10 protein-coding genes are annotated in these 13,187 nt (G+C 70.9%); 4 read left to right on the forward strand and 6 right to left on the reverse strand.

Annotation, left to right across the window (positions count from 1 at the left end):
* Positions 1 to 36: 36 nt before the first annotated feature.
* Entirely contained in the window at positions 37 to 1,296 is a 1,260-nt protein-coding gene (locus ABD369_RS13550; protein WP_344636603.1) for an MFS transporter, read from the reverse strand.
* Positions 1,297 to 1,372: 76 nt separating this feature from the next.
* Positions 1,373 to 2,353, reverse strand: coding sequence for a lysylphosphatidylglycerol synthase transmembrane domain-containing protein (locus tag ABD369_RS13555; RefSeq protein WP_344636604.1), 981 nt, complete (start codon positions 2,351 to 2,353; stop codon positions 1,373 to 1,375).
* Between the two features lie 785 nt (positions 2,354 to 3,138).
* Between ABD369_RS13555 and ABD369_RS13560 the strand changes: the two genes are divergently transcribed.
* Both ABD369_RS13560 and ABD369_RS13565 read left to right on the forward strand, forming a co-directional pair.
* Positions 3,139 to 3,915 carry an AAA family ATPase gene (locus ABD369_RS13560; protein ID WP_344636605.1) on the forward strand — a complete coding sequence of 259 codons (777 nt, stop codon included), beginning with the start codon at positions 3,139 to 3,141 and terminating at the stop codon, positions 3,913 to 3,915.
* Between the two features lie 90 nt (positions 3,916 to 4,005).
* Positions 4,006 to 4,428, forward strand: coding sequence for a hypothetical protein (locus tag ABD369_RS13565; protein WP_344636606.1), 423 nt, complete (start codon positions 4,006 to 4,008; stop codon positions 4,426 to 4,428).
* 766 nt (positions 4,429 to 5,194) lie between these two features.
* Here the strand turns inward: ABD369_RS13565 and ABD369_RS13570 are convergent.
* Positions 5,195 to 6,091 carry a universal stress protein gene (locus ABD369_RS13570; protein ID WP_344636607.1) on the reverse strand — a complete coding sequence of 299 codons (897 nt, stop codon included), beginning with the start codon at positions 6,089 to 6,091 and terminating at the stop codon, positions 5,195 to 5,197.
* 171 nt (positions 6,092 to 6,262) lie between these two features.
* Between ABD369_RS13570 and ABD369_RS13575 the strand changes: the two genes are divergently transcribed.
* Positions 6,263 to 6,964 carry a CBS domain-containing protein gene (locus ABD369_RS13575; protein ID WP_344636608.1) on the forward strand — a complete coding sequence of 234 codons (702 nt, stop codon included), beginning with the start codon at positions 6,263 to 6,265 and terminating at the stop codon, positions 6,962 to 6,964.
* 622 nt (positions 6,965 to 7,586) lie between these two features.
* Here the strand turns inward: ABD369_RS13575 and ABD369_RS13580 are convergent.
* Positions 7,587 to 7,856, reverse strand: a complete 270-nt coding sequence (locus ABD369_RS13580; RefSeq protein WP_344636756.1) for an aquaporin — start codon at positions 7,854 to 7,856, stop codon at positions 7,587 to 7,589.
* A gap of 282 nt (positions 7,857 to 8,138) precedes the next feature.
* Between ABD369_RS13580 and ABD369_RS13585 the strand changes: the two genes are divergently transcribed.
* Positions 8,139 to 8,819, forward strand: coding sequence for a helix-turn-helix domain-containing protein (locus ABD369_RS13585; protein ID WP_344636609.1), 681 nt, complete (start codon positions 8,139 to 8,141; stop codon positions 8,817 to 8,819).
* A gap of 605 nt (positions 8,820 to 9,424) precedes the next feature.
* On the opposite strand, the gene ABD369_RS13590 is transcribed toward ABD369_RS13585, so the two are convergent.
* Positions 9,425 to 10,492: a 2-hydroxyacid dehydrogenase gene (locus tag ABD369_RS13590; protein ID WP_344636610.1), complete on the reverse strand. Its 1,068-nt coding sequence runs from the start codon at positions 10,490 to 10,492 to the stop codon at positions 9,425 to 9,427.
* Positions 10,493 to 10,507: 15 nt separating this feature from the next.
* Entirely contained in the window at positions 10,508 to 12,868 is a 2,361-nt protein-coding gene (ppsA, locus tag ABD369_RS13595) for a phosphoenolpyruvate synthase (protein WP_344636611.1), read from the reverse strand.
* Positions 12,869 to 13,187: the final 319 nt, after the last annotated feature.

The following is a 13,187-nucleotide window of genomic DNA, read 5'->3' on the forward strand; positions in this document are numbered from 1 at the left end:
ACGTGCGGGGTACCTGTGTGCGCGGCGGCGGTACGGTCAGGCCCGGTCGGCCTCGGTGACAGTCGGCGGGCGCTGCTTCCGGGCGGCGCGGCGTTCGAGGAAGCGGTGCTTCGGGGGGACGCGGGGCAGGGCGAGCAGTCCCAGCGCGGCGGCGGTCAGGCAGGCGCCAGCGCCGAGCGCGAGTCCGGCGCGGGGGCCGAGGCGTTCGGAGACCACGCCGATGATCGGGCCGCCTACGGGGGTGCTGCCCAGGAAGGTGACCGTCCACAGGGCCATGACCCGGCCGCGGAACCGGGGGTGGCTGACCAGTTGCAGTGTGGTGTTGCCGGTCGTCAGGAAGACGGTGCTGCCGATCCCGACACAGACCAGGGCGACGAGTTCGGCCGGGACACCGGGGACGGCCGCGGCCGCCGTCAGCGCGGTACCGAATCCGGCCGCGGCTCCGATCAGCGGGACGACGCCCGCCTCCCCGACCGCGGCTACGGCCAGGCCGCCGACCACCGATCCCAGGCCCATGGCGGAGGTGAGGAAGCCGTAGGTCCGCGCGCCGCCGTGCAGGGTGGTGCGGGCCAGCAGCGGGAGCACGACCTGGAACTCGTAGGCCAGGGTGCCGATCAGGGCCATCATCGCCAGTGGTGCCCACAGGCCGGTGGTGTCGCGCACGTAACGCAGCCCGGCGGCGAGCTGTCCTGGCCCGCGTTCGACGGGGCGGGTCGCAGTGAGCTTCTCGATGCGAATCAGACGTAGTGCCAGCAGGACCGTGAGGAAGCTGGCGGCGTTGGCCAGGAAACACACGCCCACGCCGACCGTGGCGATCAGGATGCCGGCCAGCGCGGGACCGATCGCCCGGGCGGTGTTGGTCATGACACTGTTGAGGCTGACCGCGTTGCGCAGCAGCTGCGGTCCGACGATCTCAGGGACGAAGGCCTGCCGGGTGGGGTTGTCCACCGCGTTCACCGTGCCGAGCGCGACGGCGAGGAGCGCGACCATCCACAGCCGCACGGTGTGCGTCACCGTCAGCAGCCCCAGTAGCAGGGCGAGCGACGCGAGCGTGGCCTGGGTGACCATCAGCAGGAGACGCTTGTCGGCCCGGTCGGCGATCAACCCGCCGTACGGGCCGCCCACAAGGACGGGCAGGAACTGCGCGGCGACCACCAATCCGAGCACGGTGCCCGACCCGGTCAGCTCGAGCACCAGCCAGGACTGGGCCACGGCCTGCATCCAGGTGCCGATCAGGCTGACCGACTGCCCGGCGAAGTACAGCCGGAAGTTCGGCACCCGCAGAGCAGCGAACACCCCCTCATACTGCCGTCCGCGCTCCGCAGTGGCAGTGCACGGACCGTGCGACACGGCGGGTGAGCGGTAGCGGGGTTCAACGTTCGGGGCGCCGGGCGGGGCGGCCAGGGCGGAAGGTGACGGCGAGCCAGCTCGCCCAGCCGACCGGCTGGAGAGCCCAGTAGCTGATCGCCCGGTACAGCAGAGTCCCGGCGATCGCGGGCCCCGGGGGCAGTCCGTACAGGACGAGCAGCGCGGACAGGCTCGCCTCGGCCACCCCCAGACTGCCGGGCGTCAGCCGCAGGGAGCCCGGGATCTGCGTCAGTCCGTAGGCGAGCAGCAGGCCGCGCCACGGTACGCCGCTGCCCAGCGCCCACAGGCAGGCGGCCAGGCAGGCTGCGTCGAAGACCCAGTTCAGCAGCGCGAGCGCGCCCGGGAGCAGCCACGGCCGGACGCCGGGCTGCAGGCTCCGGGCCTGTTCCATCACGTGTGCCAGTCCACGCTGGGCCTGCCGCACCTGGGCGGATCGCCGGCCTGCGCCCTCCCAGACCCGCCGCACCGCATCACGGAAGCCGGCGAAGCGGGACAGGCTGACGGCCAGCAGGCCGACTGCGGACGCCAGCAGCAGCACGCCGGTGACCGGGCGCAGCACGGCGGCGGCCCCGGCCGCGCCAACGGTGAGCAGGCCGATCACGATCAGGATGCCCAGGCCGAGTGCCGACAGCGCGCCGCCGACCACCAGCACGGCCGCCGCCAGGGCCGGTGCCACGCCCCGGCGGCTCAGCTGCTGGAACACCCAGGCGCTGGCGAACGCCGCCCCGCCGGGCAGCGCACCGGCCACGGCGTTGGCAGCCACCGCGATCGCCGCCACCCGCCGCAGGCCCCACCGGACCCCGCCAGCCCACAGGAGCCGCCACGGTACGGCGGCGAAGCACAGGACCGACAGCGCCTCGCACACCACGCCCACCCCCAGTTGGGGCAGTCGTACCCGGGCGATCAGGGCGAACGCCTGCGCCAGCTGATGCCGCTGCCAGATGGCCGCCAGCACCGCGGCTGTCACCAGCAGGCCCGCGCCCACCCACCGCACCCAACCCAGCCAACGGGGATGACCGGCCCGCCTATCCGCGCGGGAGGCGGCTGCGGGTTCCGACCGCTCGGACACCGGCCGTCACCACTGGTAGGTGATGTGGCGCACGGGCCGGACGCTGGTGGCCGACCCGCCGCTCGTGCCAGGCCGACCTCCCAGAGCGTGCGGCCCTGCCGACGATGAAGCATGGGGACGGATGGCTTCCATGACCCTCCTCCTGACCGAATGTTCTGGTCAGCCATCATGAGCGCATACCAACGGCACGACGCCATTCCGCGCGCCGCAGCGATGAGGACTACGACGAGCTGACCGGGGGCGGCGACCAGGAGGAGAAGTGAGGTAGCGCCGGACGGACGAGCCGTTCGACCCCGAGGAAATGATCCGTCGTAGATTGCCCGCCTTTGCGGCTCTATTCCCGAGCCGAGTAGGTCCGTGTGTCACTGAGTACGCCGCCGAGCATGCATGTACTGGCCGGGGGTGGGCGTTACGTGCGACTTCGCGGGCTCGGCGGCGTCAACAGGCCGGGCGTACCGTCATCACCGCGCACGGCCTCGACACCGCCCGCGACCGGGTACTGCTCGGACGTAGGGAGTCTTCCAACGCCCTGCTCCCGGAGGGGCGTCGTGCGGTCGCCGTGCACGAGTCCGGGCATCATCGCCCGACCACCGGCCGTCGCCGCCGGTCTCAGGGACCGGACCGCCGGTGGGGAGGCGGGGCAGCACGCTTGAGCGTCTACTGGTGTTGGAGGCCGCCGCCGAACGATGGGACGATCCGCCGTGCGATCTGCCGCCGCTACCGTCGAGCGGCCGAAGGGACTGTTCGACCGCTCGGCCGAATGGGGCGCACTCGCCGCCTTCGCGAGCGATCCGCGTCCGGGGCCGGCCGTGGGCATGGTGACCGGACCCCGTGGGCAGGGCAAGACCTACCTTCTCCAGGAGCTGGCCCGGGCCACTGGCGGCTTCTACTTCGGAGCCCAGGCGACCGAGGCGGAGTCGCTGCGCCGACTGGCCGACCAGCTCGTTCGCCGCACCGGTGAAGGCTCCCCGGCCCGCTGGCGCGGCTGGGAGGACGCCCTGGACGCCCTGGTGGCCCTTGCGGCCGACCGGCCCCTTCCGGTCATCCTCGACGGCTTCCCGGAGCTCGTACGACAGAGTCCCGTGCTGCCGTCCGCCGTCACGAGCGTCTGCCGCCGGCTGCACGACGGGGACGGGCGGAACCGGGCGAGGATGCTGTTGTGCGGCAGCGCCATGCCGGTGATGCAGCGGCTGCTCGGCAGTGCCCCGATGACGGCCGACCTCCAGATCGAGATCGGACGGCTCGACTACCGGCAGGGCGCCCGGCTGTGGGAGATCGAGGATCCCGTCCTCGCCCTCCAGGTGAGTGCCGTCGTCGGTGCGAGCCCGGCCTTCCGCCACGACGCGGCGGGCGAGGACGCGCCCGCGCACCGGGACGACTTCGACGCCTGGGTGTGCCGGACCGTCCTCAACCCCCGTCTGCCGCTGTTCTGGAGGGCGGGCCACCTGATCGAACGAGAGCCGGACGGCTGGGACTGAGCCCTGTGCCACTCCACCCTGGCCGCCCTCGCCGACGGCTGCTCGACACCGGGCACCATCGCCGACTGGCTGGCGCGCCCCGAAACCGACGTGCCACACGTCCTGGCACGACTGAGCGACTGCGGCTTCGTGGACGGCATGCATGACGCCTTCCGCCCCGGTGTGGCGCACTACCGCATCGCCGAGCCGCTGCTCGCCTTCGACCACGCCGTCATCCGGCCCCACCGGAGCGCTCTCGAGCGGCAGGAGGCCGCGGCGGTGTGGCGATCGGTCCGCCCGGCCTTCGACTCGTCCGTCCTCGTGCTGAGCCTCGCCGGCGTCGATGCGCTCGTCGTGGCCGACGAGTACGGGCAACTCGTGGGTCTGGTGACGGCCGGGGATCTCGCCGCCGCACTCGCCGGCCGGCCGCGAGCTTGGAGGAAGGCACAGGCCGAAGGCGTGCCGCGCAAGCCCCGGGGCCTACTGCCAGGACTGCCGCCGCGCCCCCAGGACCATCGGACCGGAGTGCCGTGAGGCGGAACGGTGGGCATGGCGAAGTGCTGGATTCGTCGCTCACGTCGGCTCCTCGAGTGGGAATCCGTGAAGCGGTCACCGGCCGGGTCCGGCAGGGCGTCGACGACTTCGGCGACATCGCCCGGGGCATCCGCTCGGCCGTTTCGGACCGGGCTGCTTCTGCCCGCTCTGGGATGGTCCGCTCAGGATCCGAGGCCGGAGGTGCGTACGGGCGTCCGAGGCTGGGCTCTGATCACGCGTCACCGGGCTGCGGAGGTAGACCTGTCGACAGGCGGCTTGACGCCGGCGGACGCGCCGCGTCCGCCGGCGCCCGTCCCGGGGGGAGGCGCGTGCGGCCTCAGGTACCGATGGTGATCTCGACCCGCCGTGGCTGCTTCTTCTCCGCCTTGGGCGTGGATCGGCTGAGGGCTGCCGTCCACCCTGACCCACGAGGTACGGCGGCTGGCCGATGGCATGCTCGGGATCCAGTACCACCATCGGTCAGGCAGCCTGGGCGCTGACCGGCACGGCCACCAAGTTCGCGCTGAGGATCTCCTCCAGCCGGTTCAGCCGCCGGGAGCCGAGTACGACCATCTGGGCATCCTCGGACTGCCGACACTGACACCTCGGAGGGGACACCCTCCACCAGGAACGTCGAGACCTCCAGACCGGGATGCCGCCGAGCAGCGAAGCCGGAGGCCTCGTCACCGAGCCCCCGCCCGGCCCTCCGACACGCGACGCCGTCGAAGCCGTGCAGGCCGTGGCGGACCGGTGGCTCCGCGTCATGTCAGCTGCAAGGAACGACCGCGACTGGACAGCGCGCGTGATGGATCGCAGCGTGCGCGACCGGGCCGAGATGCGGTCCGATGGGTGCCCGGCGGGTGCGACGGCCGATCACCAGAAGCCCGGCCTCTGGTGTCTCCTCCAGCAGCGTGATCGCGGCGCTGCCGAGCGCCACGGTCGTCACGACCTCCACCTTCGGATACCGCTTGCGCCAGGGCGACAGCTGCCGCTCGACCGTATCCCGTTCGACCCTCGCCATGTCCTTCTCCAGGCCGCCGATGGAGCCGAACGCCAGGTATTCGGTGCCACTCGGCGGGCCCCAGGCGCGGACCACCCGCAGCGGCGCCGAGCGAGCCGAGGCGGTCTCAAAGACGAAGGCCAGTACCTCGTCGCACGGGTGCCTGGTGTCGAGACCGAGCGCGATCTCGCGGTAAGGGGTGTCGGCTGGAGGTCCCGCGTCCGGTGACGCCAGGTGCTCGTCGGCCGCGGTGGTGCCAGCCCGGACGAGCACCACCGGGCAGGCGGCCTGGGCCAGGACCTCCTGACTCACCGAACCGACCAGGAACCCCCGGATCGCGCCGAGGCCGCGCGAGCCGAGTACGAGCATCGTGGCGTTCGTCCCAGCCGCCTCCAAGACATCGGCTGGCACTCCACTGGGGATATGAGCAGCGGTCACCTCCAGGCCGGAGTGCAGTGCCTGGAGTTCCACTTCCTTCCGGGTCAGCTGCTGCTTGCTCCATTGGTTCGCCTCGTCGCTGCCCAGCGGCTGGCCGTGCTGCCAGGGCCAGGCCTGCAGCAGCTCCAGCGGCAACCTGCGCCGCAGTGCCTCCCGGGCCGCCCACTCGGCGGCGGCCTCACTCTCCGGCGAGCCGTCGAAGCCAACGACGATGGGTCCGTTCATGGCGACCTCCGGAGGAAAGCCCTGAGATCCACCAATCGTCGCGCCCGGAGCGGTCGCTGTCTCCTGGACCGGACCGGACCGGCCCTGGCAGTGGGACCGAACGGCCCTGTGCTGACTCTCGGCCCGGGCGGAGAGTGTGAGGTAGAGGACATGCGTGGAGGAGTGAGGGCCATGCGGCACCGCACTGTTCACGACGTGATGACCCAGGAGGTCGTCACCGCTCGGGCGGACACGCCGTTCAAGGAGATCGTGGCGTTGTTCCATCGGAACGACATCACCGCGATCCCGGTCATCGACGACCAGGAACGGCCACTCGGCATGGTCTCCGAAGCCGACCTGATCCGTAAGGAAGCCGTCCTCCCCGATCCCGAGGGCTGTACGCCCGGCCGCTGGTTCGGCCGGCTGGAGCGGGCCCGCGCGGAGGCCGAGACCGCCGGTGGCCTGATGACCAGCCCCGCCGTCACAGCCCGCGCGACCTGGTCCGTACCCGAGGCCGCCCGGGCCATGGACAAGCACAAGGTCAAGCGGCTCCCGGTGGTGGACGAGGTCGGCCGCCTGGTGGGCATCGTCAGCCGCCGCGATCTGCTCCAGGTCTTCCTGCGGCACGACGCGGCGATCCGCGAGGAGATCGCCCACGACGTGTTCGGCCAGACCCTGTGGGTCGCGCCCGGCTCCGTCCAGGTCGCCGTACGCGAGGGCGTGGTCACTCTCAGGGGACGGCTCCCGTGCAAGAGCCTGGTACCGATCGCCGAGCAGCTGCGCCGGGCCGTGGACGGCGTGGTGGCGGTCCACCAGGGTCTCGACTGGACCGAGGACGACACCGAGGTCCAGCTCGAACACCCCCATGCCTACCAGGCCGGCCGGCGCCAGTGACGGCCAGGTACCGTCCGGACGGAGTCCAGGGGGGTACCGCTGGGGTTCCGACCGCCAGTTGTCGCCGGATTCTCTTGCCGGTGCCGCATCGCGCACTTTCTGACCTCACTGCGGAGTGAGGATGAGCCTCATGCCCGAGCGGCCCACCGGGTGGTCCCACGACCGGATCGTGCTGATCGGCGTCGGTGACGAGTACCGCCATGACGAGGGAGTAGCGGTCGGGCAGCCAGTGCCGGCCGGTCCTATCGCGATCCGGTTCGGCGGGCTTGTTCAAAGCCGGAGGCCCGTAGCTGTGGGCATCCACGCATCACGGAGTGCGATCATGCTCACCCAGGGTGACACCGCTTCCGCACCGGTGAAGCTCTTCGTCTCCGCCCTGACCGGGTGTGTGGCGCACTACGCCAGGCTCCGGGCGGGAGATTCATGGACGCACCGCTCGCCGGTCCGGCCCACAAGCCCGCGAGGGAGATGCAGCCGCCGATCGCGATGGCCGCATTATGGCCGGTGTTCCGTGCACCGGAGGAGGCGGAGAGGATGACCGTCATCCGATGCGGCCCACCGTCCCGAAGAACCCGCGTAGTACGCCCGCCGCCGCCAGAGCTCCGGTCGACTGCGTAGTCACCTATGCCGGCACGCGGCACTCGGGGAAGTGACCGCGGGCCGCGGACGCCTGGGTCACCGCCGAATTGAGATGGGCACTGGAGGTTTCGCCCAAGGCGTAGATGAGTGCCGGCACCATCACGCCCGGCGCGATCGCGGCTGCCGCCCGCCCGATCTCGCCGCCGGTGACGGCGCTGACGACCTGTGCCCCGGCCGCTACCAGGACCAGGAAGAACGTGCCCACCCACTCGGCGGCCAGCCGCCGCCGCCCGAATCGCCGGACTGTGGTCATCTCGCTCACCTCCCGGGTCGCTGTGTCCACTCCCGACGGCGAGCGCGGCCGTCAACCAGGGTCGTCCAGACCATCCCACCGCGCGGCGAGGCGGTGGGAAACCCCGACTACCGCCGGTGCGGCCCACCCGGCGGGCGTGCAGACTCGAAGGAGAGTCGCAGCGCAGCTCGGTCAGGAGAGCAGCTGTGGGCGCGACCGGACGGCCTGGGCACCGTCGACGAGGCGGCTGAGCATCCAGCCTCCGCCCCCTGATCGAGCCCCACCGAGAGAGGAGAGGCCACCGTGAACGAGAACGCTGAGTCCGCCGACGTGGCCGCACAGCCGATCGATGTTGACCACATCGCTCAGCGCATTGCCGAGCGGCGTGCACAACTCGGTATGACCGAGCAGGAGTTGGCGAAGCAGGCCGCCATGTCCACCCGCTACCTCTGGCATCTGGCCGACGCGGGGCCCGAGTTCGACCCCGGCGGCTTCCTTCGCGTTGCCGCGGCCCTGCACCTGACGTACCAGGAGTTGCTCGAAGGGCGGAGCGACGCCCCGCCCGGGCAGCCTGAGGCAGCTCCGCGACCTGCCCTGTTCCGCCTCACCGAACCCGAGTGCTGGGAGAAGCTCGGCGCCCATGGCATCGGCCGGATCGCCATGCCCGGCGAACCCGGCCCGGCGGTCTTCCCCGTCAACTACGTGATCGACGCCCGAACGGTCGTCTACCGTACGGATCCCCAGGGTGCAGCCGCGGTAGAGGCCGACGCCTCGGTGTCCTTCCAGGTGGACCACATCGACGACCGCCTGAGCCAGGGCTGGAGCGTGCTCATCGCCGGTACGGCGCAGCACGTCGACGACCCCGGCACCATCGAGAGCCTTGCCCGGCGACCCGGTACCCAGCCGTGGGCCGGCGGACACCGTCCGCTGTGGATTCGCATCCGGCCGGAGCGGATCACCGGCCGACGCATCGGCACCATATGAGCTGTCAATGCTCTCGCCTCCGACCTCGGGTGAATGCCTTGGGCAGTCGGTAGGAGGTTCCGAAGGCTGTGGCGGTCGATGCCGTGACGGCGCACGGTGTCCCCGAGCACTCGGCCCTGCCTGGACAGAGTCAACATGACATTCGCAGCGCCTACGACCTGTTCGGCAGTCACAGCCAGTTCCACCCGCCGCTGCGCACCAAGGCCATTGGACGCCTCACCCAGTTCTGCGAGCGGCGTACGCCCACTGGTCAACGGTGAATAGCCTTTGAGGCATCGTTGGACGTCGATGCGGTCAGTGTGGCCTGCCCGGACTGCAAGATCACGGTCGTCGAAGCCGATGATGACACCTTCATCAATCTGTTCACCGTGGTCGATGAGGCAAGCGTGACACGTACGCACGCCCCAGGGCGTTCAACACCTCCACCGGCAGAGCCGAGCGATCCCGATCCGCTTCGCACGGTGGCCTGCTCGGGTCGTCCAGCGTCGCGGACCTGAACAGGCTCGGCCTCCGGCTCTGCGAGGCTGACGAGCCGAGCCGCCTCCCGCGCCGCCCGATCGGCAGTGGCCACGTTCTCGGGCGATCCGTGCTCTGGTCCTGTGCCCTCACCGCTTACGCCGCGGTGAGGTGATCGATGGCGTCGGTCGAGTTGTCGCCGGGCTGCTCACCTCAGGCGCGACAAGGGTGTTGTCGCCGGTGCGGCCCGCCAGGTAGTCCCGCACGTTCGTGACGGTCACGGAGATGATCTGGTCCAGTGCGTCCCGGGTGAAGTACGCCTGGTGCGAGGTGACCACGACGTTGCGGAAGGTCATCAGGCGGGCGAGCGTGTCATCGGTCATCACCTCCAGCGACTTGTCGAGATGGAAGAGCCCGGCCTCCTCCTCGTAAACATCGAGGCCGACACCGTCGAGCCTGCCCGCACGCAGGGCCGCCACCAGTGCGTCGGTGTCGATCAGGCCGCCGCGGCTGGAGTTGATGAGGACGGCGTCGTCCTTCATGAGGTCGAGTGCGGCCGCGTCCACGATGTGACGGGTTTCCGGCAGGAGCGGCAGGTGCAGACTGATCAGATCGGCTTCGGCGAAGATCCTGTACCGGTCGGCGTAGGTCATCCCGAGTGCCAGGCACTCGGGGTTCTCGGTCACGTCGCAGCCCAGCAGCCGCATCCCGAAACCGTGGGCGATCCGCGTGAAGGCGGTACCGATCTTGCCGGTGCCCAGCACGCCGACCGTGCGGCCGTGGAAGTCGCGACCCAGTAGTCCGTCGAGGCGGAAGTCGAATTCGCGGGCCCGGACGCTGGCGCGGACGATCCGGCGGTTCACGGCGAGCGCGAGCGCCCACGCGAACTCGGCGACGGCGTACGGCGAGTAGTACGACACCCGGGTCACCGTCAGGCCCAACCGGCCGGCCGCGCGCAGGTCGACGTTGTTGTAACCGGTCGAACGCTGGGCGATCATCCGGGTTCCGTTGTCGGCGAGTTGTCGCAGGACCTCGGCGTCGAGCGTGTCGTTCACACTGCTGAGGATGATCTCGGAGCCGGCCGCGGTGGGCGCGGTGTCGCGATCGAGGTCCAGGTCCAGGCACCGCAGCTGACGATTGCCGGGGAACGCCGCGTCGAAGGCCGCCTCCAGCAGTGGCCGCTCGTCGGCCAGGACGCCGTACGCGATGATCTCCACGGATTCCTCTGTCGGTCAGGACCGCTCGGCGGCGGCGACGTGCTGCTTGACGGTGGCGAAGCTGTCCGGGGTGACCGAGACCGAGTCGATGCCGGCCTGGACCAGGAAGCGGGTGAACTCCGGGTCGTTGCTGGGGCGTTGCCCGCACAGGCCGACCGGTCGGCCGGCCGCGTGGGCGGTGGCGATCAGGCTCTCGACCGAGCGGGTGACGGCGTGGTCGGTCTCGTCGAAGAGGTGGGCGAGCAGGTCGGAGTCGCGGTCCACGCCGAGGGTGAGCTGGGTGAGGTCGTTGCTTCCGATGGAGAAGCCGTCGAAGCGCATCGAGAACTGCTCGGCGAGCAGGATGTTGGACGGGATTTCGGCCATCACGTAGACCAGCAGACCGTTCCGGCCGCGCGCCAGTTCGTTGGCGGCCATCTCGGAGAGCACACGGTCGCCCTCCTGCGGTGTGCGGCAGAAGGGGATCATCACGACGACGTTGGTGAGTCCGAGTTCGTCGCGGACCTTGCGCAGGGCGCTGCATTCGAGCGCGAAGCCCTCGCGGTAGCGATCGTCGTAGTAGCGGCTGGCGCCGCGCCAGCCGATCATCGGATTGGCCTCGACCGGTTCGAAGGGTGTACCGCCGACGAGCCGGGCGTACTCGTTGGTCTTGAAGTCGCTGGTCCGGACGATCACCGGGTCCGGCCAGCGGGAGGCGGCGATCAGGGCGACTCCCTGGGCGAGGCGGTCGACGAAGTAGTCGGTCCGGTCGCAGTAGCCCTCGGTAAGGGCGTCGACCTGGCGGCGGTCCTCGGGGGAGAGCCGTTCGGGGTGCACCAGTGCCATGGGGTGGACCCGGACCTGGTGGGCCACGATGAACTCCATCCGCGCCAGGCCCACGCCGTCTGCCGGGAGCCGCCACCAGCGGAAGGCGGCGGCCGGGTCGGCGAGGTTGAGCATCACCCTGGTCCGAGTCTGAGGCAGCAGGCCGAGGTCGGTCTCCGACTCCTCGAAGTCGACCTGGCCGGCGTATACATGGCCCTCGGCGCCCTCCGCGCAGGAGACCGTCACCTGTTGCCAGTCGGCGAGCACGGTGGTGGCGCGGCCGGTGCCCACCACGGCGGGTACGCCGAGTTCGCGACTGACGATCGCCGCGTGCGAGGTACGGCCCCCGTGGTCGGTGACGATCGCCGCGGCACGCTTCATCAGTGGCTCCCAGTCCGGGTCGGTGATCGCCGTGACCAGCACTGCTCCGGCCGGGAAGCGCTCCAGGTCGACCGGGTCGGCTAGCGCGCACACCGGGCCCACTCCCACCGCCTCGCCCACCGCGATCCCGTCGACCAGCCGCTCACCGGTGCCGGTCAGCCGGTAGCGTCGCAGCACCGCGCCGCGCCGCCGGGACTGCACCGTCTCGGGGCGGGCCTGGACGACGAACAGCTCACCGCGCGGGCCGTCCTTGGCCCACTCGAGGTCCATCGGGCACCCGTAGTGCTCCTCGACGGCCACGGCCCACTGCGCGAGCGTCCGGACCTCCGTGCCGTTCAGCACCAGGCGCGACCGCTCCTCGGGCGTGGTGTCCACCGTGCGGGTGAGGCCCTGCTCGGCGTACACCGCCTTGCGGCGCTTGGGGCCGACCGAGGCCTGCAGCACCGGGTTCAGCGCCGGGTCCTTGAGCAGCGGCTTGAAGACCACGTACTCGTCGGGATCGACCTGTCCGCTGACCACCGTTTCGCCCAGCCCCCAGGCCGCGCTGATCAGCACCACCTCGGGGAAGCCGGTCTCGGTGTCCAGGGTGAACACCACCCCGGCCCCTCCGAGATCCGAACGGACCATCAGCTGCACCCCGACCGACAACGCGACCGAGAGCTGGCCGAAACCCATCCGCTCTCGGTAGTCGATCGCCCGGTCGGTGAACAACGAGGCGTAACAGCGCCGACAGGCATCCAACAGCGCCTCGCGGCCCCGGACGTTGAGGAAGGTCTCCTGCTGTCCGGCGAAGCTCGCCTGCGGCAGGTCCTCGGCCGTGGCGCTGGAACGCACGGCGACATCGGGGTCGGTCCGCCAGACGTTCCCGCCGAGCCGCTCGTACGCCTCGCCCAGGTCGCGCTCCAGCGCGGACGGCAGGGGAGTGGACAGGACGGCGGCGCGGATCGCGGAGCCGACCTCGGCAAGCGGCTCGCCCTCGCGCAGCCGGTCGAGTTGCGCGGCGATCCGCTTACGCAGACCCGGGGTGTCGAGGAACTCGCGATAGGCCTCGGCGGTGGTGGCGAAGCCGTCGGGTACCCGCACGCCTGCCGGGCCGAGGCGAGTGATCAGCTCGCCGAGCGAGGCGTTTTTGCCTCCGACCAGGCTGACGTCATCGCGGCCCAGGTCGGTGAACCAGATCACACGGCGCATTGCTACTCCCAAGCAGTCAGTACGGCGGTAGGCAGCCGGAGACATCCACAGAGCGGCGACCGCAGCTGCAGACTTGGAGGGGGCTTGGCGGCCCTCACTCTCAAACCCGGTCAAGGCCCGCATCGACTGGCCAGGCGGCTCACGAGACGGTGGGGTGGTGAGGGGACACCCGCTTCTCGCGTCCTTACCCTTCGAGGCCTCCCCGTCGCTTCCAGGAGAACCCTGGCCACCTGCACCCGGAAGGGCCGGTCGGCCCCATCCCCGGGCTCGGCCGGTCCATTCCCCCAGGGCGGCGCTGTGCTGGAAGCCGAGAACCGCA

Source organism: Kitasatospora cystarginea, assembly GCF_039533515.1.
In the GTDB taxonomy this organism is placed as follows: Bacteria; Actinomycetota; Actinomycetes; order Streptomycetales; family Streptomycetaceae; genus Kitasatospora; species Kitasatospora cystarginea.